The sequence below is a fragment of the Rahnella variigena genome, assembly GCF_003610915.1.
GTDB lineage: Bacteria > Pseudomonadota > Gammaproteobacteria > Enterobacterales > Enterobacteriaceae > Rahnella > Rahnella variigena.
Genome location: NZ_NSDJ01000001.1, coordinates 1,307,107 through 1,328,806, shown reverse-complemented (window position 1 = coordinate 1,328,806; position 21,700 = coordinate 1,307,107). Strand labels below are relative to the sequence as shown.

14 protein-coding genes are annotated in these 21,700 nt (G+C 42.3%); 13 read left to right on the top strand and 1 reads right to left on the bottom strand.

Annotation, left to right across the window (positions count from 1 at the left end; translation table 11 throughout):
• Positions 1-791 precede the first annotated feature (791 nt).
• Positions 792-1,406: a helix-turn-helix domain-containing protein gene (locus tag CKQ54_RS06165; RefSeq protein WP_120162105.1), complete on the top strand. Its 615-nt coding sequence runs from the start codon at positions 792-794 to the stop codon at positions 1,404-1,406.
• A 584-nt stretch (positions 1,407-1,990) separates the two neighbouring features.
• Positions 1,991-2,593, top strand: a complete 603-nt coding sequence (locus CKQ54_RS06160; RefSeq protein ID WP_120162106.1) for a helix-turn-helix transcriptional regulator — start codon at positions 1,991-1,993, stop codon at positions 2,591-2,593.
• Positions 2,594-3,034: 441 nt separating this feature from the next.
• On the opposite strand, the gene CKQ54_RS06155 is transcribed toward CKQ54_RS06160, so the two are convergent.
• Positions 3,035-3,283, bottom strand: coding sequence for a biofilm development regulator YmgB/AriR family protein (locus CKQ54_RS06155; RefSeq protein ID WP_159281389.1), 249 nt, complete (start codon positions 3,281-3,283; stop codon positions 3,035-3,037).
• Positions 3,284-3,493: 210 nt separating this feature from the next.
• Here CKQ54_RS06155 and CKQ54_RS26085 point away from each other — a divergent pair, with 210 nt between their 5' ends.
• The 11 genes from CKQ54_RS26085 (at position 3,494) to CKQ54_RS06100 (ending at position 21,653) form a co-directional block, all read left to right on the top strand.
• Positions 3,494-3,688 carry a helix-turn-helix domain-containing protein gene (locus CKQ54_RS26085; RefSeq protein ID WP_120162108.1) on the top strand — a complete coding sequence of 65 codons (195 nt, stop codon included), beginning with the start codon at positions 3,494-3,496 and terminating at the stop codon, positions 3,686-3,688.
• A 165-nt stretch (positions 3,689-3,853) separates the two neighbouring features.
• Positions 3,854-4,813 (top strand): hypothetical protein, encoded by a 960-nt coding sequence (locus CKQ54_RS25750; RefSeq protein ID WP_244220174.1) that lies wholly within the window; start codon positions 3,854-3,856, stop codon positions 4,811-4,813.
• On the top strand, positions 4,803-5,555 hold the full coding sequence (locus CKQ54_RS25745) for a DEAD/DEAH box helicase family protein (RefSeq protein ID WP_244220173.1): 753 nt from the start codon (positions 4,803-4,805) through the stop codon (positions 5,553-5,555). The genes CKQ54_RS25750 and CKQ54_RS25745 overlap by 11 nt, the downstream gene beginning before the upstream one ends.
• Positions 5,556-5,561: 6 nt before the next feature.
• Positions 5,562-7,946, top strand: a complete 2,385-nt coding sequence (locus CKQ54_RS06140) for a DEAD/DEAH box helicase (protein WP_244220172.1) — start codon at positions 5,562-5,564, stop codon at positions 7,944-7,946.
• A gap of 396 nt (positions 7,947-8,342) precedes the next feature.
• Positions 8,343-8,861: a BREX-3 system P-loop-containing protein BrxF gene (gene brxF, locus CKQ54_RS06130; protein ID WP_120162110.1), complete on the top strand. Its 519-nt coding sequence runs from the start codon at positions 8,343-8,345 to the stop codon at positions 8,859-8,861.
• Positions 8,858-12,583 carry a DUF6079 family protein gene (locus tag CKQ54_RS06125; RefSeq protein WP_120162111.1) on the top strand — a complete coding sequence of 1,242 codons (3,726 nt, stop codon included), beginning with the start codon at positions 8,858-8,860 and terminating at the stop codon, positions 12,581-12,583. Before brxF ends, CKQ54_RS06125 begins: the two co-directional genes overlap by 4 nt.
• 48 nt (positions 12,584-12,631) lie before the next feature.
• Complete coding sequence (locus CKQ54_RS06120) at positions 12,632-15,454, top strand: DNA methyltransferase (protein ID WP_120162112.1); 2,823 nt, start codon at positions 12,632-12,634, stop codon at positions 15,452-15,454.
• A gap of 6 nt (positions 15,455-15,460) precedes the next feature.
• Positions 15,461-18,259 (top strand): DEAD/DEAH box helicase, encoded by a 2,799-nt coding sequence (locus tag CKQ54_RS06115; protein WP_120162113.1) that lies wholly within the window; start codon positions 15,461-15,463, stop codon positions 18,257-18,259.
• A 2-nt stretch (positions 18,260-18,261) separates the two neighbouring features.
• Positions 18,262-20,226 carry a BREX-3 system phosphatase PglZ gene (gene pglZ, locus CKQ54_RS06110; RefSeq protein ID WP_167459619.1) on the top strand — a complete coding sequence of 655 codons (1,965 nt, stop codon included), beginning with the start codon at positions 18,262-18,264 and terminating at the stop codon, positions 20,224-20,226.
• A gap of 6 nt (positions 20,227-20,232) precedes the next feature.
• On the top strand, positions 20,233-20,949 hold the full coding sequence (locus tag CKQ54_RS06105) for a hypothetical protein (RefSeq protein WP_120162115.1): 717 nt from the start codon (positions 20,233-20,235) through the stop codon (positions 20,947-20,949).
• On the top strand, positions 20,946-21,653 hold the full coding sequence (locus tag CKQ54_RS06100) for a hypothetical protein (RefSeq protein WP_120162116.1): 708 nt from the start codon (positions 20,946-20,948) through the stop codon (positions 21,651-21,653). The genes CKQ54_RS06105 and CKQ54_RS06100 overlap by 4 nt, the downstream gene beginning before the upstream one ends.
• Positions 21,654-21,700: the final 47 nt, after the last annotated feature.

Sequence of the window (21,700 nt, the reverse complement as noted above, 5' to 3'; positions counted from 1 at the left end):
AGGTTTTATAACTGTCAACAGGCGCAGTCGTCGCCTGTCAAACAACGCATAAAAACAAAATCCATGCCCCGGATGGGGTTTGGATATAAACCCTGAGGCTTCGGTGGCCGCAGCCGGGCAGAAAACGCAGTGATGTCTGGTTATTAATACGCTAATTTTATTGAAGCTTGCACAGTGATAACTACTACATCATGGAATATCTCAGCTTGCTCTGACTTCATGAATATAATGTTTCTTTGAGTCTGAATGAATACCAGCCTTTTTCCCGGAGAATATAAAAAACCATGTCCAATTACATCCAACTACTTTAAGTGTACAAAAATTCATTAATTTACATATCTTATTCCTCACATCAAGATACATAACGCCAACATAAACATTAATTTACACGATAATGAAATATTATTACATTGATTTTAAATTTATGACTAACAATGCGTTAATAATATAAATACGTGCGGAGTTCTGTAAGGCAGGCAGGGCTCAGTAATCTTAAAGATTTATAAATCGTTATCAATAGTGGATTAAGTTTTTATCTTTGATGTTGTTAGACTGCTGTTTAGTTAAACAGTGTCATGATAAACATCACTCACTACTATCCTGTCAGGAACAGTAATGTAAAATTCTGAGATAGAAATACTTAGCATTCCCTTTTGGCGTTCATTAATGATATGGGAAATATTCTATATGCATGATGGTTAAAGTGTTTTTTTTAATTACGATATGCATTTTAGCCATGCTGCGGATATTTTATTTTATATCAAGATTAAATTCAATAACTAGGTCTGATTATGTTTGTAATTGGGAGTTGTTTATTTTCTATTCATTGTGAAGATCGTTTTTTTAAAATAGGATTACAAGAAATCTTTAAGGACATATGTTCATCCGTTAAATTGCCTGTTAATAATTGCATTCCATTCGAATTAGAGCTCGCTGACTATTTTGTCGTTGACATCATAGTTCTGTCTTCTAAGGCTATATATGAGAAAATACCTGAACAAATTCTTAAGAAAAAAAAGAATCACGCTGCAATAATATTTTGTTCTGACTCAATGACACACATACTCACCGGTATTACAGGATACGATCTCGTTTCGTGTATTCCGATGGATGTCAAACTGGAGAAGTTAGCTCAGATTTTTTGTGTGCTAGTGTTTGGCACGGAAGGAGCAAAAAAATCTTTGTTTACAAAGACGGGTTTGGCCCCCTTGACCTGTAATGAAATGCGTGTGTCTTCACTATTGAGTAAAGGACTAAATCAATATGATATTAGTCAATTTACAGGCATTAACCCAAAGACTGTGAGTTTACATTTAAGATCAGCCATGACCAAATTTAAAGTTAAGACTTTGTTAGAGTACAGAGTAAAGCTTTCACATATCGATACTCTCGATGGCTTTAATTGAGTTAGTCACCATGATTTATATCAGGAATCTAACAACGCGAAATGGAAGATGTCAGTGAACTCTATACTTAATTGTCTTTTTGCATATCTTATTCCGCCCACCGTGGGGTGAGTAACGTCTTCACTTCAACCATGATGAAACGTCCACAACGGGGCATTCTTTGGAATGAATTGATTATTCATTTTAAATTATCAAGGCGTTTAAAATGTTAATTTCTATCAATATGATTGTATCTATCGTTGCTAGCAATTAGTGATTTATGATTATGATTAATCACTTATGTTATTATTTCTTGCTGCATGTGAAAAATCCTAGTTTATATCGCTTCAATCCTAATTGGGCACAACGTGCAGTATGAATATTCCTATTTTATTTGGTTTGTTAATTTAAAGAGAAGCCACTATTTCGTTTTCGATATTAGGATTATGCTCATTATGTCATTTCTCCTTACAGCTTTGACGAGTTGCTTTAGTTAGTTCCTGTTGGTAAAAAGGATAACGATCTTTAAGTTTTTTTATTAGCGATTGCTTAAGATATTCAATTGCAATTCGCTAGAGCTGTTGCTATTAATATGGACTTTGAATATGTTGTCATATGGAAATTCACTTTTTTCTATTTACTGCAAGGATTATTACTTTAAGGTTGGCTTGCAAAAACTTTTAGATGATATATATCATTCTCATGTAGTAAATGTAAGGCTCATTAATCGACATGAGTCAAGATATAACGATTATTTTCAAGCTGATATTGTCGTCTTATCTTCCAGGAGCATATTTGAAAAGTTACCTGAACGTAGCCCTTCGCTTGATAGAGGAGGAGCAGTGATCGTTTTCTGTACTTTTTCAATGTCAGAAGTTGTGAGAGGCATAAGAGGGTATGAAAATGCACTTTTTATTGCCCCTGACACAGGATTAGATCAGATTTTAAACATCTTTAAAATGGTTATGTTTGGTTCGCCTTTAATTAGGAATAATCTTTTTGTAAGAACTGAAAATTTAGCCTTAATAAATAAGGAACGTAAAGTCTCTGATCTGCTCAGGAAAGGTCTAAGCCATAATGAGATAAGTACAATAACGGGCATAACACCTAAAACAGTTAGCTCTCATTTAAGGTCAGCTATGCAGAAATATAAAGTAAGCACTTTACTGGAATACAGAATTAAGCTCATTCACATGCAACAATTCTAGAACTTAAATTTCGGTCAGACACTTGTAATCAATAAGTTCATCCCGGTTCAGGAAATTTACTAACTCACTATTTATTATAGTGTTTTTGATTCCCTGGTATTGGCCACTTGGCTTACTCATACATTGTACGGAACAATGTATGAGTTTTTTTCACACTTTTTAAATTGCATGTAGCGAAGTATGATAGTTGGGCTAATAAATTTACGAAGGAGCAACGGTATATTCATAAACTCGAGCCCCACCCCACTAAATGGCGTACTCATCATTTTAATATAGAATCTTCAGTCTACAATGACAGAGGTATATAATAGAATTCCTTATTAATATCAGCATAAATATTGAATGCTTAATGTAGTCTTGAAAAGTTTTTTACTCAGTGGATTTAGTAACTTTCTCGTCCGGTATTTTTTCTCTTATACATTGAAAATTATGCCTGCTTAGCTAGTCGTTATCCCGAGTTTCATGCATCTGTTCAAGTATATTGCGATAAATATCGGCCTTTGTTACGTCCTTCTCCATTTCAAGCTTTTTAACCAGGCCTCGAATGATGTCCTTTCGGCTGACCGATTTATGCGTTGAGGTAAGTTCGGCAAAAAGTTGCAAATATGTCTTCCTTTCACCCAGTGTGCCTTCGCTCATAGCTTTAAAGTAGTCATCAATCTGATTGGATGTGCTTTTCTTCTGTGTCATGCTATTTCTCCATTTAAGTCTCAAATCTTTAAGAGACTGCCGCAACTTTTTTCTGAGAGGTTCCATCTCAAGGCTGCTGACCTCTTAGCAACTTTTCTTAGCACCTGTAATTTTAATAATAATATTTTAGTGGGAGAGATCAATATGGTAATTCCTAAAATTTTCACACTGTAATGGTCTAATCTTTCTGGACACTTTGTTAGAGATATAATGAGTAACTCTACCAAGGTGAAAATGCGAAATAAAACGTTTACCCATGAGTTCAAACAGGAATGTGTCATTTTGGTTCTGCAGCACAAGTACCCGGTGACCCAGACTGCTGAAATGATGAATATAGGCCTTTCAACATCAAAACGCTGGTTACGCCAATATCGCGGAGAAGTCAGGGGGGAGATACTCCTGTAAGCATCCCCGTAATCCGCGCCATTCACCTTATCTCCCCCCCCCATAACACAAGCCTGCGACAGAGTGTGTCTCACCATGCTCATATATTAAATAAAATTAAATAGAATAGTTGCGACACAACTTGTCACGCCGATGGAGAAAATAAGATTTTTAAAGGGGACTAATATGCAAAAAACTCAAAATGCTGAACTTATTCAATCATTCGAACGTGATAACACTCTGCAACTGTGGATATTACGTCTTTTTTTCCGGTTAGGTGCGCATAAGCAATTCATGACTCAGCACGGATTTAACAATCAGCCTCTGGCTGGATATCTGAACCTGACTAAATATGAAGATGAGGAGTTCAATCATCAGTTACAACAATCGATTCTGGGGGTATTACGTTTGCGTCATGCGGAGCTTGAACGACAAATCCCGATGGCGAAGCCTACTGAATTTCAGCAGGCATTAGATAGCCTGGCCCGCCGAATTGGGCTCAGTCCAGCTGAAAGCTTAATTCTGGAATTCACTTTGCAACTCCATCAAGAGCAACTGCTTGATGATACCGCTGACTACCTTGGAGCGATGACTTCAGCCAAAGTTTACAGGGCTCTGGCTGCAGTACTGGATCTCACGGAGGACGATGTCCGCTTCGCATTAGGACCGTTAGCCCCAGCAGATGGGAATAAAAGATCACTCGGTGAGTTTTCAATCCAGGCCATTAGCAGGCTGACAGCGTTTTCGCTTAAAACATCGCATCCGGATGTATCTGTCAGATTCGTCCTCAATTTGCCGATTGACGCTTTGCCACCTGATCGCCACGCAATGATTTTAAAAAGCAGCATGCAGAAACAGGATTTTCTGCGTTATCTATCGATGTTGATAGGCGAGACGGGGCAGCAGGCCTTCTTTGACGAAAACACCTTTGGTAATGGCAATTTCTTTACAGGGCTTGCCAATGGGGAAGATTTTGCTGTTCTGGAAGAGCTAACACGTATCTATAGCCGTGAGCCCAAACGTTTAACCGATATCTCCGCGCTGATAAGCAATATGCGCAAAGGGCAAAGCGATATGATTCCGCAAGATTTTCTTGCCCTATGGGCCGTATTTGAATCAGCGATGGGAGGACGAAATGACCGATAAGCCCCCCTGTATTATCGCCCCACTAACGGGATTGAAAGATTTTCAGCAACGCACTGTGAATTATGTTTTTCAGAAATTTTACGGTGATAGACAGCAAAATCGCTTTTTGGTAGCCGATGAAGTGGGTCTGGGAAAAACGATGGTTGCTCGGGGCATCATCGCCAAAGCCATTGAACATTTGCAGGATAAAGTCGACCGTATCGACATTATTTATATCTGTTCAAATGCGGCCATCGCAGCGCAGAATATCAAGCGCCTAAATGTCAGTAATGAAACGCAGTTTTCGCACTCAACGCGACTAACATTCCTGCCAAAACAGGTACGGTCTCTGCGCAAAAACAGAATTAATTTTATCAGCCTGACGCCGAACACAGCCCTCGATCACACCCGCAGTCGTGGAGGTCATAAAGAAGAGCGCGCGATCCTGTATCGCATTTTGTACGATTTGCCGCTGGCTAAAGGCGAGCGTCGTGAACGTTTACGCATGGGTCTGCTTAACCTGCTCCAGGCAACAGCAAGCCGACCTGGCTGGTGTTCCGCAGTTAACCAGCTTTCTGTCGCCGACATTGACAGGGAACTGGCAAAAGATTTTCGTCGCAAGGTGTTAGACGATGCCGAACTGTATGACCAGCTCAAGGAGGGGTGCGAATATTTCGCCGATGACGATAGCGAGACGCATTATTCTGAATTGCGCTACACACTGATCGGCAAACTCAGAAGCAAACTGGCTTCAGTGTGCTAATCTGCGTTGGCACCCGATCTAGTTATCCTTGATGAGTTTCAGCGGTTTAAAGCCCTACTCGATGGTGATGATGAAGCCGCACTGCTGGCAAAAGCACTCTTTGAACAGCCGAACGTACGTGTGCTCTTACTCTCGGCGACCCCGTATAAAATGTTTACCCTCGATCAGGAAAGCGAAGAGGATAACCATTACGCCGACTTTATCCGTACATTACAGTTTTTGTATAACGATGACAGTCAAATCAAAGATATTCAGCAGCACTTACTCGATCACCGTACCGCGTTGCACGCATCGGAAAACGCAGCGGAGACCAAAAATGCACTGGAGCACGCTTTATTACAGGTTATGTGCCGTACCGAACGGGTAACGATGACACAAAAGCTAGATGCGATGACGAAGGAAGTCTTGCAACCAGCAATCATTACGCCCACAGATCTTTATCACGCAGTTGCCGTTGATGGCGTAGCCATGGAAGTGCAAGCTCGCGATGTCCTCGAATACTGGAAATCGATGCCTTATCTTTTCAATTTCCTAAAACATTACGAATTACGTACCCTTATAGATAGGGCACTGAAATCTCCTTCAGATACGTTGCGTAAACTCGTTAAATCAGCAAAACCTCACCTGCTGACGAAGGCAAAGCTGGAACGCTACCAGCCGTTAGATGCTGCAAACCCACGAATGCGGATGCTGTTTGAGGATACGCTGGATAAAGGTATGTGGCAGCTTTTGTGGATGCCACCTTCACTGCCCTACACGATACCAAATGGGGTATATGCCAACAAAGACAGTCTGACCAAAACGCTGGTCTTTTCCGCTTGGAGCGCAGTACCTAATGCGATTGCCACTGTCTGCTCTTATGAAGCTGAACGACGAATGGTTGGTGCTGCTCCCCAGATTCTGCACAGCCAGTTCAAGAAAAAAGTAAAACCGCTGCTCAACTTTGCAAAATCATCAAAAGATGGCCGCCTCACCGGAATGCCTGTTATCGCCTGGATGCTACCGTCACCGACACTTGCCCGTTATATCGATCCGCTTGAAATTGCCCGCCAAAAACCCGACGAGGCGCTGAGTGTAAAGTCCGTGAGAGCAATTGCAACGGTGAAATGTGAAGCGCTGCTTGAGACACTGCCCAATGGCGGGCCGGGGTCTCGTGCGGACGAACGCTGGTACTGGGCAGCCCCGGCGTTACTGGATGCCCGTACCGAAACTCCAGACTGGTGGCTGGGCGAACATGACTGGTACACCGGACCATCCCAAAATGAACCTGCCGAAAACTTCCAGGAACATATCGACCAGTTTGCCGGGGTGGCAAATGGTAAGATATCCCTCGGCCCACGTCCTGACGATCTGGCAAAGGTTCTCTGCGACTTCGCGCTTGCCAGCCCCGGTACATGTGCCCTCCGGGCGCTCAGCCGTATCGACTCAGGCCTAGCAACCGATTCGGCTGACATATTGTCCGCAGCAGCGCAAATCGCCTCTGGATTTCGTTCGCTCTACAACCAGGCAGAGAGTATTTCACTACTACGTGGCACAGGGGATGACACTTACTGGCGGCTGACGCTGCGTTATGGCATCGATGGCAACATTCAGGCCATGCTGGATGAGTATGTTCATACGCTGCTGGAGTCGATGGGGTTGCAGCATGAATCCGCCGAAGCGCAACTGGCGGCTATTGCATCCCGTATTCAGGCCGTGGTTTCACTGCGAACCACGCAATTGAACGTTGATGAGCTCAAGACGAAAGGCGGTAATTATACTTGGAGCGATTTGTACACACGGTGCCGCTTTGCCTTACGCTACGGCCAACTGCGGGACGACAAGGATCAAGCCGTCGCACATGCAGAGTCGGTAAAAGATGCGTTTAACTCCCCCTTTCCCCCCTTTGTATTGGCTTCCACTTCAATCGGGCAAGAGGGACTCGATTTTCACACCTGGTGCCACGCGGTGATGCACTGGAATCTTCCGTCAAACCCAGTCGATATGGAGCAGCGTGAAGGACGAGTACATCGTTATAAGGGCCATGCGGTCAGGAAGAATATTGCCGAGCATTATGGTTTGAGTGCACTTCATTCGCTGGCAGAAAGTGCAGATCCATGGACACAGCTCTTCGCACTTGCGGCAAGTCAGCGCAAAGCAGGACAGTCGGATTTGATTCCCTACTGGATTTTTGAAGAAGGAACCTCTCGCGTCGAGCGCCGGGTTCCCATGCTGCCGTACAGCAAAGAGAGCATTAAGTTTAAGCGGCTCAAGCGAGAACTTGCACTCTACCGTATTGTCTTCGGCCAGCCGCGCCAAGAAGACTTGCTGTTCGGCCTGAAACACAATGGCGATGAGTCCTTGAAGGATATGACACATTTGCTTATTTCTCTGGAACCACCAAAGGTATGATGCTCCTTTGTGTAAGGAACTTAATTCTTTACCTTATTAGAACTGCTTATACCCTGGACGTTAACCAGCCAGACACTACAAAGAACTATCGGAGCATAAAGCAACTTCTGCACAGTGAGGTTTTTCATATTAGCTACAAGCTGGTTTATCGTCTTAATCACCTCAGCGGGCTGCGTTTAAAATGCAAATGACGCCGTATCGGTCTGTAAACCCAGCATCTGCCTCTAGTACTACGTGCTGGTCATCACCAGACGTAGTCAATGGATTTTGTCATGGATGTAATCGCCAGTGGCTATCGGATTAAATGCCTAACTGGTGTGATGTTTTCACGATTGAGACAAACAGTTGCTAACTCGCTAGAATATGCCCATAAGTTCACGTAATTAAGCCAGACAAATGATTGGTCAAAACATCCATACTACAATCGTATCCTCGACTTACGATCTGCTTAATCAAACCAACTCAGCCCTTTTGAGATTGTGTGACCAAGCTAGCTCGCTAGTGCTAATCGTCAACTCAACTGAACAAGGCATATTGCCTTCTCAGCTGTCAGAAGAGATAACGTTGCTCGAGCTATCTGAACAGCTATGTGAACACTTGCTACCGCTATCACGTGGTGATCGATCCAGTAAGGCTCCAGATATCCTCACTCAAATGCTAAATTGCATAGCGTCTGAAGTAGTATGGATTGACAGGATTCAAGCTCTATTTGAACCATCTTTGGAACTAGATCCTTTGCGCCAGCTACAAGAGCTAGCGCGAATCAAGCCTATCATCGCTATCTGGCCAGGGCAGATTACAGAACAATTTTTAACCTTTTCAGTTCCGGGAAGGGCCGATTATCAATCTTACACAGCGAATGAGCTGGCAAATCTGCCGATCATTCATTTTGTTGAGCAGAGGGAATATAAATGAAAAAGTACGGAGAGCTCATTCAATTTGAGCCCGTCACAACTATCATCAAACTCAAGGAGTCTGCTGAACAGCACAAAGCTCAGCAGTTGGTGGCGTCTTATGTTATCTCGGACAAGATGGCACTAAAACTGGCGGACATCATCATTCCACAGTTGCAGTTTGAAGAATCAGTTGATAATAAATCTCTCTGGGTTGTCGGTAACTACGGCTCAGGTAAATCACACCTGATGTCAGTGGTCTCAGCAGTTGCTGAGTTCCCTGAACTTGCAAAATTCATTACTAATGACAAAGTTCGCCAGGCTGCTGGCAAAATTGCCGGAAAATTTAAAGTTATCCGCTTTGAGGTTGGAGCTAGCAAAAAAGCTTTTGCGGATATTGTCACAGACAACCTGACATCTAGCTTGGCAGAGATGGGGATTGATTACCAATTTCCAGCAATGGAAGAAATTTCATCCAATCACAAGCCCTACTTTGAAGAGATGATGGCACTATTTCATCAACGTTATCCAGATCAAGGTTTGCTTTTAATTTGCGATGAAATCCTCGACTACCTCCGCTCTCGCAACCAGCAGCAGCTTCCGTTGGATATGGCCATGATGCGCGTCATGGGAGAGGTGATCGATGGCACACGTTTTCGTTTTATTTGCGGCGTTCAAGAAGCCATTTTCGACAGCACTCAGCTCGCTTTTGCAACGCAAGAAGTCAAACGCATTCGTGACCGTGCAGAACAGGTATTGATCACTCGTGACGATATCAAATATGTAGTCGCTGAACGCCTACTCAAGAAAGATGCCCAGCAATTACATTGGATCCGTGAGTATCTACAACAATTCACGCCTTGTTTTGATCGTATGAATGAACGGCTCGACGAATTTGTTCGGATGTTCCCTGTTCATCCTGACTACATTAATACTTTTGAGCGAGTACATGGCGCAGGTATCGAACAACGTCAGGTATTGCGCAGCCTCTCACGACAGATGCAAGCTTTAATGGATCAGCAAGTTCCCATTGATAAGCCGGGTGTATTTTCATATGACACCTACTGGGATGAACTCAGAAGCGATCCCAGCGCCAAGACCAACCCTGATGTCGGCCAGGTCATTGATGTCGGTGAAACCCTGTTTACACGTATTGACCAAGCCTATCCAAACGCGACCGAAGTAGACTTTGCCAAACGCCTAGTAGCCGGTTTGGCAATCCATCGTTTGACTGTTGGCGATGTTTATAACGAGATGGGAGCAACCGCTGCTGAATTGCGTGATTCACTCTGTCTCTATCTGCCGGGTATCGAGCAGTTGTCTGGTGAAAAGAGTAAAAACCTTGAAACTCAGATTGTTGCTGTACTGACGAAGATCCGAAAAACCGTCAATGGTCAGTTCTTTTCAAAGAACAAGGCAAACGATCAGTTCTTTTTGGATTTGAAAAAGACTGAAGACTTTGATGCTTATATCGAAAACAAGATTCCCTTGCTTACGGATGATAGTCGTAACGGTGCCTATCGTGAAGCTATGCTGCAGATCCTGGAAGAAACTGATATGCAGCAACCTAATATTCAGATGTGGCGGCACGAGCTGAAATGGTTGGATCGAAATGTTAATCGTCCAGGATGGATGTTCTTAGGCTCGCCTAATGAACGAGAAACAGCCAAGCCGCCGCTCGATTATTACATGTACTTCATACAGCCATACAACCCGCCAAAACAGAAAAAAGAGCACATCCGCAGCGATGAAGTGCTATTTATTCTGCAAAATGCTGACGGTGAATTTGATCGCAGCCTGAACTACTATGCAGCTGCTATCGATTTACATGCTTCTGCTACAGGTAACGCCAAGAATGTCTACAAACTTAAAGCGGATGGTTATCTGAGAGAGATGCAGACTTGGCTAAAGAGCCATTTCAAAGATGCCTACATTGCTCAATACAATGGGCAAAGCAAGCCAATGATGGACTGGCTCAAAGGTACCTCTGTCCGCAACATTTCTGGGCTCGGCGATAGCCAAATTGGCAGCCTCAAGGATATTTTTGAATCCGTTGCCAGTCATATCTTGGCTAATCACTTTGTTTCATTAGCACCCGAGTATCCTACTTTTAGTCAGTGGATCACCTATGAAAACATAGAAAGCGCAGCCAAAGATGCGTTAAGTGTTGTCTCCGGTGGCGCTACGACCAAGCGAGCTAATGCCGTCCTTGACGCACTTGAATTATTGGATGGCGATAAAATTTCTCCGCTACAATCACGCTATGCCCAGGCGGTTTTAGCTGTTTTGCAAAGCAAGCCACAGGGCCAGGTGGCCAATCAGGCAGAACTGCTGGAGGCAATCAATTCCCGACTCTATTTTAAGCCAGAAAGCTTCCGACTAGAACCGGAATGGCTGTTAGTCCTGATCGCCTGTTTGGTTTATAGCGGCGAGCTTGAATTAGTAGTGGTCGGCCATACCCTGACTGCCAGTGATGTCGTCAAATTCAAATCCATTGCATTTGATGTACTGAAAGACTTTAAACATATCCAATCGCCCAAGGATTTTAATGTCACCGCATTAAAAGCCCTACTTACTCTGTTGGACATGAATGACGGTTTAGCTACCACGATCCAGCAAGGTGACGATAGCATCGTACGCGAAATGTTAAAGCGCACAGAATTGCTGATTAACGAACTAGTCAAAGGGCAGCAAAGTGTCAAAGAACGTTTGCCGTTATGGGGACAATTAGTTCTGGAAGAAAGTGAAGAGCAAACACTGTCAACACAACTAGCTGAGCTTAAAAACTTTTTGGAAACAATCCAGCGCTATGACAAACCAGGCAAGCTTAAAAACCTCAAGGTGACGGCTTCAGAAATTGCCTGTTTCCAGCAAATGCTTCACGCATGGCGAAATTTTGTGCAACTCAAAGCGGCAGTCAACGATCTGACCCCATTATGTACTTACCTAAAAGAGGCTCAGTTGGTACTACCTGAGCAGCACATGTGGCAAGAACAAGTAAAATTGGCTCGAGATGGGCTAAGACAAGGTTTCGCGGATCCTTCATTACGATGTGATGAACACTTCAAAGCAACGCAGATCGCTGTTTTGACTGGGCTAAAAACGGAGTATGCCAAGCACTATATTGAACTCTATATTCGAGCGCGTCTCGACAGCAGAGAAGAGAAAACTAAATCCAAACTGCTAAGCGACGAACGCCTTGCAGAACTGGATATATTGAGTGGCATCACCTTGCTCCCTGCCCAACAGCTGGCTGATTGGCGTAAAGATGCGGCACAATTACAAACAGCTAAGCCCATAGATCCCAAACAGCTGGCAATGAATGCCAATCCGGTAGAATTCAATGCTCGTCAAGAAAGCAGCAAGGCTCCGGCCAGTGAACAATTAAATAATCTGGAACAACGGCTAGACAGTTTACAAAGCGATTGGCTTAGTAACCTGAATAGTCTACTCGATGATCCGTTTATTAACCTCGGTCTGCTCAAACCCAATCAGGCACAGTTAATTCATGACTTTATTCAGAAAGGCCAGTTGCCCGAACTATTGGACTCCACCTTTGTGCAAGCGGTAAATCTAGTGTTAGCAGGGTTGGAAGAGCTACGGATTAACTCAGCCGAACTTATTAATGCCCTCGGCCAAGGTCTTCCTCAGAGCCGTGATGAAATAGCTGAGCGCTTTAATCGGCTACTCGACAAGCTCTGTCAGGGTAAAGACCTCAATAAAATTCGTATCATTATAGATTAATTTATAATTGCGGGTATGACATAGGCCGTACCCGATATAGGAAGCACGATGCAACAAGACAGTTTATTCTCCAGCGATAGCTCACAGCAGGTAAAAATAGCAGGCCCAGTGACCTGCTTAGGAAAAACTTTTCCTAACGATCAGGAACGCCGCGAATATTTTTTGGCATTGCTGGCGGAAAAGCTCAAGGACCCAGAATTTCGCAAAATAGAAGGTTTTCCCATTGGTAATGATAAGGATATATTAAATCTAAGTGATCCTCCTTATTACACTGCATGCCCAAATCCTTGGATTAAGGATTTTGTTGCAGAATGGGAGTCACAAAAATCAAAATGTATTGATGAATATCACCGAGAGCCTTTTGCGGCAGATGTCAGTGAAGGAAAAAATGATCCAATTTACAATGCTCATTCCTACCACACCAAGGTACCGCATAAGGCAATTATGCGTTATATCCTTCATTATACCAGTCCTGGAGATATAGTTTTCGACGGTTTTTGTGGGACTGGGATGACTGCAGTCGCAGCACACATGTGTGGGGACCGGGAAGTTGTTGTTTCTCTAGGTTTCCAGGTTAATGCTGATGGTTCTATATTGGAGGAAGCATTTGACGAAAATGGGAAAAAAACATGGAAACCATTCTCTAAACTTGGAGTTCGAAAAACTATTCTCAATGATTTATCAACAGCAGCCACTTTTATTTCGTACAATTACAACACACCTATAGACATTGATGAATTTCATAATGAAGTTATGAACTCTATAAATATAGTGGAGAATGAACTTGGTTGGATGTATGAAACAAAGCACACAGATGGCCGCATAGCTAAAATAAATTATACAATTTGGTCAGATGTTTTTATCTGCCCTGAATGTGCGAAAGAGGTCATTTTTTGGAATGAATCAGTAGACCCGCAAGCTGATAAGGTTAAAGAAGAATTTCCATGTCCACATTGCTCAATTCTTTTGAGCAAAAAAATTATGGCCCGTTCATTTAACACAGTCTTTGATAAGAAGATGAACGTAACATCTAAGCAAGCAAAGATTGTACCTACATTGATCAATTATTCCATTGATGGAAAGAGATTTGATAAGAAACCAGACAGAGCTGACATTGAACTAATTGATAAGATCGATGAACTTGATACAATCATAAAATATCCTACTGCAAGAATGCCAGAAGGAAAAGAGTCTCGTAGAAATGATTCAGCAGGGATGACTCGGGTTCATCATTATTTTACAAGAAGAAACCTCTTAGTCTTCTCACGTTTTTGGGAACTGGCAATGAGCAATCCCTTTTACTTTATGCTTACATCCATGATGTTTAAATCATCTCTTCTTTGCGCTCCCTTAATGTCAAATTATTTTGCAGCAATGAAAGGCAATAATAGAGGCGGATGGGTAGGAAAAGATAGAAGTGGAACACTCTATAACCCATCAATTCATAGTGAAGTATCAATATTTTCGCAGATTAAAAGTCGTTCTAACTCCACGGCTTTGAATGTGGGTGCTTTTGGCAATACTGTAATTTCGGCATCCTCTACGACATCAATCGAAATGGAAAACAATAGTTTAGATTATATTTTTATTGATCCTCCATTCGGTGCAAATATAAATTACTCTGAAATGAATTTTTTATGGGAATCATGGCTTGGTGTTTGTACTAACAATATTGACGAAGCAATTGAGAACTCAACCCAAAGTAAAGGGATTAATGAATACAGAGTTCTGATGACAAAATGTTTTAGGAGAGCCTATGAGTTATTAAAGCCAGGCCGATGGATGACTGTTGAATTTTCTAATACAAAGTCCTCAGTTTGGAATAACATACAAACTGCTTTAACCGATGCAGGATTTATTGTTGCAAATGTATCTGCTCTTGATAAAAAACAAGGAAGTATCAATGCATATACTACTCCAACTGCAGTAAAGCAAGATCTTGTAATCTCTGCTTATAAACCAAGCAATGGTTTCGAAAAACGCTTTGCTATTGAGGCAGCAACTGAAGAAGGTGTTTGGGATTTCACCCGCACTCATTTAAAATATCTTCCAATTATAAAAAAACAAGGTCAAACATTAATTAGAGTGCCAGAACGAGATCCTAGAATCATTTTCGATCAAGTTATTTCCTATTATGTAAGAAAAGGTCATCAATTACCTCCTTTAGATAGTAAAGAATTTCAAATTGGGCTCGTTCAACGTTTTTCAGAGCGAGACGGGATGTTTTTCCTCCCAGAACAAGCAGCAGAATATGATAAGAACAAAGTTATATATGGAGCAATGGGGCAAGTGTCACTTTTTGTTAAAGATGAAACTTCTGCTATTGATTGGCTTCGCCAACAATTAAGAGATAAGCCACAGGGATTTTCTGATTTAAACCCGTACTTCATGCAACAGCTGAGTGGGTGGAGTAAAAATGAAGTAATGCTAGATCTACGTGAATTACTTAACCAAAATTTTCTCTGCTTTGATGGGAAAGATGATGTTCCACAACAGATCCACACTTACCTCTCTAGTAATTGGAAAGAACTTCGCAATCTGCCGAAAAAACATCCTGCATTAGTCGCCAAAGCAAAGGACCGCTGGTATATACCTGATCCAAATAAGACAGGAGACCTGGAAAAGCTGCGCGAAAAATCGCTGCTTAAGGAGTTTGAAGAATACAAAGCAGCTAAGAAAAAGCTCAAGCTTTTCCGCATCGAAGCAGTACGCATCGGCTTTAAGAAACTTTGGGAACAGCAGGAGTATCTTGCATTGATTGCCGTGGCCGATAAATTGCCAAGTAATGTACTGGAAGAAGATCCTATTCTGCTGATGTATTACGATCAAGCAGCAACATTGAGCCAAATCGATAGCGATGATGAGTGGTGATAAATCATGTGGCAGGTAGGAGACTGGGCCTGGAGTCAGGCCCATCAGCAATATGTCAAAGTGATTGATACTGCTGGCCTATGGGGTCAGCAGTTTTACCGTGTCTGGCTGCAGCAACAGGATGTAGTACTCAAGGTATTAGACACTGATCTCCATAACCAGCCAGTACAGACCATCATGACGGCTGATGCGTTATGCTACCTGGCCACTGCAGCCAAAATTGCCAATGTCCAGCGGGAGGATACCCTCCTGGCACCAATAGAATCGAATGTCATTCCTTTGCCGCACCAGCTGAAGGCGCTCACCAAGGCGATGAGCAAAAAACAGGTGCGCTATCTGTTTGCGGATGAAGTAGGTCTGGGCAAAACCATCGAGGCTGGACTGGTCATGCGTGAATTGAAGCTGCGCGGACTGGCAAAGCGAATTTTAGTTTGTGCACCTAAAGGGTTGGTTAGTCAGTGGGTAAGCGAAATGCAGACTCACTTTAACGAGTCATTCCAGTTGATGCTGCCCGGTGAACAAAAACCACAGAATGAACATGACAATATCTGGTCACGTTATGATCAGGTTGTCTGCCCTGTCGACAGTATCAAGCCCATTGAAAGCCGCAAAGGATGGTCACTCAAACAACTTAATGAGTACAACAAGCTGCGTTTTGATGACCTGCTAGCTGCTGGTTGGGATCTTATCGTCATTGATGAAGCCCATCGACTCGGCGGTAGCACCGACCAGGTCGCCCGTTACAAGCTAGGTCAAGGTTTGGCCGAAGCAGCTCCCTATTTTTTGTTATTATCCGCTACACCACATCAAGGCAAAAGTGATGCTTTCCACCGTTTGATGGCACTGCTTGATGCCGAAGCCTTTCCGGATGTAAGCTCGGTCACACAAGAACGGGTCCAGCCATTTGTGGTGCGTACTGAAAAACGGATCGCCATCGATGGTGAAGGTAAGCCACTTTTTTGTCCTCGGCAAACAGAAATGGTTGCCGTTGCCTGGCAAGCCCAGCATGGATTACAGCGTCACCTTTATGAAGAGGTGACTGAGTACATTAAAGAAGGCTACAACCAGGCGCAAGCCAAGCAACAAAATGCTATTGGCTTTTTGATGATACTAATGCAGCGTTTGGTGAGTTCTAGTAGTGCGGCCATCTCACGAACCCTCGCCCGTCGGCTAAAAGTACTAGAAAATAAGCGGGCAGAAGAAGAATTACCTTTGGCGTTTGCCGATGAGTGGGCGGATCTGGATGGTCAAACCCAGCTGGACGAATTATTAGCTCAGTGCCAAACCTCGTTGGAGAATGAAAAAAACGAAGTGCGCCGTTTGCTAGCGTTAGCGGAGCAATGTGTAAGTGCCGAAAATGATGCCAAAGCCGAAGCCTTGCTCGATTGGCTCTACCGCCTGCAGCAAGAAGAGGGAGATCCATATCTTAAGATGCTGGTGTTTACAGAGTTTGTGCCGACCCAAGAAATGTTGGCGCAGTTCTTTGTTGAACGAGGCATCAGTGTCGTTAGTCTCAACGGCTCAATGGATCTGTCAGAGCGTAAAAAGGTACAAGCTGCTTTCGCCAGTGATACTCGCATTCTGATTTCAACTGATGCCGGCGGAGAAGGTCTAAACCTTCAGTTCTGCCATGTGATTGTTAATTACGATATGCCATGGAATCCGATGCGCATGGAACAGCGTATTGGCCGCGTCGATCGTATCGGCCAACAGCATATCGTTCGCGCACTGAACTTTGTGCTCGAAGATACCGTTGAGCACAGAGTTCGCGAAGTGCTCGAAGCGAAGTTACAGATTATCCTCGACGAGTTCGGCGTTGATAAGACCAGCGATGTATTGGATTCCTCTGCTGCTAATCATCTGTTTGATGAGTTGTTTATCAAATCTATCACTGATCCTGCTTTAATGGATCAGGAGTTAGCTAAAGCCTTGGACACCTTAAGAGATGGTGCTGTGGACAAGCGGCAACAGGATGCACTGTTTGGTGGCGGAGATCCCTTATCCGCTGAGGACTATCGCCAAGCCTTGAATCACCCACTTCCCTATTGGGTACAGAGCATGGTCTCTAGTTACTTGCGCTGGCAACGTAGTATGCAGCATACAGCTGATTTTACTGACGAAATTGATGGGAGCCATACTCTAACTTGGCCAGATGGAGCAACATGGAGTGGAATAACCTTTATTGGGAAAATCGCCCAGCAACAGCCAAGTTTCACGCATCTAACGCTCGAAAACCCCAAGATAAAAGGGCTGTGTAGTCAATTACCTGTTTGGAGTGAAGCACAACCCATCCCCAGTGTTGCTGTTAAGTCACTACCAGCCGGAGCGAATGGTTATTGGGCATTATGGAGTATCCGCCTTGTGGCTGGCCATGAGCGACGCTGCCAATATATGCCAGTCTATATCAAGCCCAACGGTCAATATTACGCAACAGCATCCCAAAGAGTCTGGGATGCTGTCTGTAGTAAAGAATTTGATATTTTACCTCAAGACTTAGCAGTCGATTCTTCTTTACATCAGTCGATCTATGCTCTTATGCATAAGGCCGCACAAGAGGAAGGAAAAGCTATCTTCGAAAGCATGTTGACAGCCAACCAGACCGATTTAGATAACCAGTTTGAAAAAGGTGAATACTCATTTAATGCAAGAAAAAAAGCAATAGAACGAGTTGGATTACCAGAGGTTCGCCAATTTCGCTTGCGTCAATTAAGTAGTGAATATGCTCTGTGGCTCGAGGGTATAGATAAAAAACGCAGGGTGATTCCTGACATGGTTTTACACACCATTATTGAAATTAAAGGATGAATATGACCTGGCAGGATGACGTTATTCATAAAGTAAATTTGGATGGGGATTTTGTATACATCATAAACGATCCAGATGGACTACTATATGAGCCTGTTATAGCAACCTCACTTCAAGAAAAAAATGCGTTCATTTTTGATGATGATGACCCATTAGCATTACGTCTGGCCTATGAAACATGGCGTAGTGGTGAGAATAAAATATCTTTCCTGATTCGGCTGACGGTTGAGCGTGATATTTTTATACCTCATGATATTCAACATGAGTCAAAAGAGATTGATTTTCATCTATCAGAATTTTTCCAGGATATTGATTCAGACATACTAAGACTACTACCAGCCACGTTATATCAGTCAGTCATGGATGCGCTGAAATTATTTGCTCCGGGTAGGCTCAGCCAACAGTCCAGTATAGATTTCTTATTGCGCCATATATATAGAATTGCACCTGAGATAATCCAATCCAGTACGGATCTTGTTAGATTATTGATTAGAAAGCATTATATTGGCATTGAAATGCCAGTGCAAATTGAAGCGAGACTAATTCATCTACTGAGTTTAGTGCCTAGTTTTGGTTTATGGAATATCAATCGACTGATTTCCAATAAAGCTTATTTTTTTGATTTTCTTCAAAAACAATGGAAAATATACTTACAAGATGAAGAAAAGAGTCCTATCTACATTGCATCTCGACAAAACACTCAGCTAATTGTTCCTTTTGGTGATGGTGATGTTCGCGTTTTTATTGATAATCTGTTTGCTGAAGGCATTATAAAACCAGTCGCGATAAAAAACTTACCTCCTGAACACTGGGCATCATTTGCTGTACTAAAAGAACCCAAAATAACAGAAAAAGAACGAATACTACACCTACTTAATAATGCAAAAAAAATATTCAGCCAATACTCAGAAGAAAGTATAAATGCGGATTTCTGGCTTGAGCAGTCACGTTCTCTTGGTATCATGAATGCCCTTTTTTATCAAAATAAAAAATTCCCTGAAGTTGAAGTTTTGTTTGATGAAATTAAAAATATTAATACTGATGCAGATGAATTATTTCAACATTGGTTGCAAATCAACTATATAAAAATACAAACCATACCAACTGTTCGTTACCCATCTATGTTGCATAAAGTTCCTGACTGGATATCACGCAGGATAGACTCTGGGAATAAAGTTTGCTTACTAGTTTTGGATGGTATGGGCGCCCGCCAATGGCCATTAATACGTAAGCAATTACAAATATTCGAAAACATTTCAATAGAAGAGCATTCTTGTTTTGCTTGGGTGCCGACGATAACGTCAATTTCACGACAAGCCTTATTTTCAGGAAAACGTCCATTTTTCTTTAGTGAATCGCTACTGACTACAAATAAAGAAGAACAACTTTGGTTTAACTATTGGCTTAATAAAGGCTTAAACAAACGAGAAATTAAGTATGCAAAAAAAATTGAGAACTATCCAGTCGATGAATGGCAATCACTAGTTGGGTCACTACCAGTTAAAATTGCCGGTTTTGTCATAAACTTTATCGATGAGCAGATGCATGGCATGAAAATGGGAATGGCTGGTTTAAATGTAGTAGTTGATAGCTGGTTGACCGAATGGAAATTCAAAGAGAAAATTTCGGACCTACTTGATAATGGGTTTGAAGTTATAATTACTTCGGACCACGGAAACCAAGAGGCTATCGGTATGGGATATATCAATGAAGGAGTAAAAGCTGAGACTCGGGGGGAACGAGTACGAATTTATCATGACCCTAGTTTGCGAGAAAGCTCTGCTGCAAACTATCAAGATTCTGTGATAGTATGGCGCGGTCCTGAGATGGGGCTGCCAAAAGGGACATACCCTTTGCTAGCCTGCTCTGATAAAGCCTTTAAAAGTAAAGGTGATGTCGTTGTGGGGCATGGAGGAATCAGCCTCCATGAGGCAATAGTGCCTTTCGTTATTGTTAACAAAAAGTAGTTAGTTATGGTTAAAACTCCAGGTTTCTGCCGCCATGTCGAGAAAGAGTGGCTTGAACAAACGCTCCGCTGGGTTGCTAGCGAAACAGATAGCGTGCAATTAAATAAAAACTTGGAAGTATTTCTTGGTGCGTATATAGCAACTAAAGAAAATCGGCGCAAAGCTCGAAATTTATTAACCTCAATTTGGATGCGACCAAAAAATAAAGATGTTTTTTTTGAGACAAGCATTCAATTACATCAAGAGATTGATGCATTTTCATTGCCTATTCACTGGGGAATGTTAATTGCAAAAAAACCTTTCTTTGCTGAAGTCGCTCGTTTTATCGGCCGACAAGCCAGGCTAAATGACGCATTTACCTTTTCTCAAGTATTTCGCCGAATGAGTATGTTATATGGCGAGACACAAGCAACCAGTAGAGCGCTAAGTGCTGTTTTAAGGACTATGATTGAGTTAGGGTTGATAGATAGAAGTAATAAACTAACATCATATTCGATCGTTCCAATTCAAGAAAAAGTTAGCAACCATATCGCAAATTGGTTAACTACAGCTGCTATGATTTCATTGAACAAAGTCAGCATTAGTCTTGATGAAGTATTAGCTGATCAAGTGTTCTTCCCATTTCAAATTGATATCAACTTGAATACACTTGATGTATCAACATTTGAATACTTGCAGCAAGGAAACTCAATAGTCGTTTTCAAAAGGAATCCTTACTCATGAAACCCATTATTGGATTCAATCGACATTTAGAGATGGATTGGCTTGTTCAAACCGCATCCTGGTCGGCGAATGGGATTCACGGGCTGGCATTAAAAAATAAAATTGATAGTTTGCTTGCCCCTAGTTTTGACAGCAAAGTAGCACAAGATAAAACCAGAAATCTTCTTTTTGGTATTTGGGATTCAGAATCGAAATCGGTACCCAAAGCATTTCATTCCGACGCCTGTAAATTGCTCATTGAACACAGCGAAATAAATATAGCTATTCATTGGGGAATGATACTTGTTAAATACCCCTTCTTTTATAATATCGTAGTACAAATTGGTAGAATGACCAAGCATGAAGGTCTGTTCATTTACAATCAATTAGAGCAACGCATTACTGAAAGCTATGGGGATACTTCAACTATCAAGCGTTGTATGCAATTTGTTGTTCGAACCTTAATAAATCTAGAATTGTTATCTAACCCTAAATCAGGCACATACCACTTGCGCAAATCAATTCCGATTAATCATGATAATGTTGTTTCCTGGCTGACTGAAGTATCAGTGAGAGCTCAAGGAAACTCAAGCAAAAGTATGACTGCTATTATTAATGACCCAGCCTGGTTCCCCTTCGACATAAACTTTAATGAAAACAGATTATCGTCTAATATACGACTAGATGTTCATCACCAAGCTAATGATGCCATTGTTTTCCTATGAGAATAATTTTGTTAAATTTTAACATTACATCAATCACATTATAGACA

Coding starts and splice junctions, on each gene's coding strand:
- CKQ54_RS06165 (WP_120162105.1), top strand. CDS start 792: ATGTTTGTAATTGGGAGTTGTTTATTTTCTATTCATTGTGAAGATCGT.
- CKQ54_RS06160 (WP_120162106.1), top strand. CDS start 1,991: ATGTTGTCATATGGAAATTCACTTTTTTCTATTTACTGCAAGGATTAT.
- CKQ54_RS06155 (WP_159281389.1), bottom strand. CDS start 3,283: ATGACACAGAAGAAAAGCACATCCAATCAGATTGATGACTACTTTAAA.
- CKQ54_RS26085 (WP_120162108.1), top strand. CDS start 3,494: ATGAGTAACTCTACCAAGGTGAAAATGCGAAATAAAACGTTTACCCAT.
- CKQ54_RS25750 (WP_244220174.1), top strand. CDS start 3,854: ATGCAAAAAACTCAAAATGCTGAACTTATTCAATCATTCGAACGTGAT.
- CKQ54_RS25745 (WP_244220173.1), top strand. CDS start 4,803: ATGACCGATAAGCCCCCCTGTATTATCGCCCCACTAACGGGATTGAAA.
- brxF (WP_120162110.1), top strand. CDS start 8,343: ATGATTGGTCAAAACATCCATACTACAATCGTATCCTCGACTTACGAT.
- CKQ54_RS06125 (WP_120162111.1), top strand. CDS start 8,858: ATGAAAAAGTACGGAGAGCTCATTCAATTTGAGCCCGTCACAACTATC.
- CKQ54_RS06120 (WP_120162112.1), top strand. CDS start 12,632: ATGCAACAAGACAGTTTATTCTCCAGCGATAGCTCACAGCAGGTAAAA.
- CKQ54_RS06115 (WP_120162113.1), top strand. CDS start 15,461: ATGTGGCAGGTAGGAGACTGGGCCTGGAGTCAGGCCCATCAGCAATAT.
- pglZ (WP_167459619.1), top strand. CDS start 18,262: ATGACCTGGCAGGATGACGTTATTCATAAAGTAAATTTGGATGGGGAT.
- CKQ54_RS06105 (WP_120162115.1), top strand. CDS start 20,233: ATGGTTAAAACTCCAGGTTTCTGCCGCCATGTCGAGAAAGAGTGGCTT.
- CKQ54_RS06100 (WP_120162116.1), top strand. CDS start 20,946: ATGAAACCCATTATTGGATTCAATCGACATTTAGAGATGGATTGGCTT.